Source organism: Pseudoalteromonas sp. BSi20311 (assembly GCF_000239875.1).
Taxonomy (GTDB): Bacteria; Pseudomonadota; Gammaproteobacteria; order Enterobacterales; family Alteromonadaceae; genus Pseudoalteromonas.
Genome location: NZ_BADU01000106.1, coordinates 1 through 1,543, shown reverse-complemented (window position 1 = coordinate 1,543; position 1,543 = coordinate 1). Strand labels below are relative to the sequence as shown.

General features: G+C 43.1%; 1 protein-coding gene. It reads left to right on the top strand.

The genetic code is table 11. The features are described 5' to 3' along the window. Positions 1 to 84: 84 nt before the first annotated feature. A complete protein-coding gene (locus P20311_RS12145; protein WP_008113199.1) occupies positions 85 to 1,119 on the top strand; it encodes an IS110 family transposase in 1,035 nt (344 codons plus the stop codon). Positions 1,120 to 1,543 lie beyond the last annotated feature (424 nt).

The following is a 1,543-nucleotide window of genomic DNA, read 5'->3' as shown; positions in this document are numbered from 1 at the left end:
TGGGTGATGAGATGGACGCTCCCCTAAACGGCGTCAATGCGCCAAACTGGTTAACTCACACTCAGTTAAAAGGGAACGTCCGTCATGAAAATTAGCACATTATCAATTGATTTGGCAAAAAATGTATTCCAAGTCGCTGGCTTTAATTCTAACTATAAAAGAGAATGCAATAAACGTTTAAACAGAGCTAAACTCAACGCCTTCATGGCGAATACCCCTCCGTGCCGCGTGGTGATGGAAGCCTGTTATTCTTCCCACTACTGGGGAAGAGTATTTTCGTCTTACGGTCATACCGTTGACCTTATCCCTGCACAACACGTTACCCCCTTTGTTCGCGGTAATAAAAACGACAGTAACGATGCCCTTGCTATCTATGAAGCAAGCTTACGCCCTCATATTAAATTCGTTCCTATTAAAACCGAAGCTCAGCAAGAAATACTCATGCTCCATAAGATACGTGAGCGACTTCTGCAAAACAGGATTGCTGCAACCAACCAGTTACGCGGTTTATTGGTCGATTTTGGGTATGTATTTCCTGTCGGTATGAAGGCATTAGAGCAAGGGATAATTGCCTTAGAAAGTGATTCTGAGCTTCGCCCTCAGCTGCGCATAATGGTGAGTGATATTTACACTGAGTACAAAACCCTTGTTAAACGCATTAAAGCCATTGAAGCGATGCTTACTGCACACGTTGAACGGGATACAAACGCTAAAATACTTCACTCTATTCCTGGCGTGGGTGTACTCAATGCCTCGGCCTATGCAGCGTCAATCGGGAACGGTCAGGCATTTAAAAATGCAAAAGAGCTGGGCGTCTGGCTAGGATTAACTCCAAAACAATACGCGTCAGGCGATAAAAGTAAAATGTCTGGTATTACTAAGCGAGGTAACAGTTACCTGCGAAAACAACTTATTCACGGTGCTCGCGCCCTTATCGCCAGAAGCCACCATAAAACAGATGCGCTAAGCCAGTGGATAAACCAGTTGCGCGAGAAAAAACACTTTAATTGTGTGGTGGTCGCCACCGCACACAGATTGGCTCGACTGATGTGGATATTGCTGACCAAGCAAACTCTCTACTCTCCTCAGTATGTGCAGAATACACAAAAGGATGCTTAATTATGCGTATTTTACACACCAATCACACCCGAGTTTACGACTTAAGACAGCCTGGTTATGACATAGGTTTTAAAACCTGAGTGGGTGTTTGGGCACTTAAGTCGTAACATACGCTTATCCTGTATGTACTTCACTTATAATGAAACAAAAAGCGCACGCTAACCAAGGTTAACCAGATAAAGACACGAGATTAAATCTCGTTTGGGTGAATATTTTTTAGGTCCCTTGGTACGAAGCTCATTAGGAGCATGGCGCATGATAACCATGACACCATAGCTCGAATATATGTCAGTACCTTTGCTTTTCAGCAAGCTTGTGACGCATCATTACTGTGATATGAGATACATGATAATAAAATAAAGGCATCAATTTTGATGTTTATACATTAGCTCGTCTTGACTTCAAGGGAGCGTCCATATATGTC

Bases quoted from the DNA above. Each gene is read 5' to 3' on its own strand.
- P20311_RS12145 (WP_008113199.1), top strand. From the start codon at position 85: ATGAAAATTAGCACATTATCAATTGATTTGGCAAAAAATGTATTCCAA.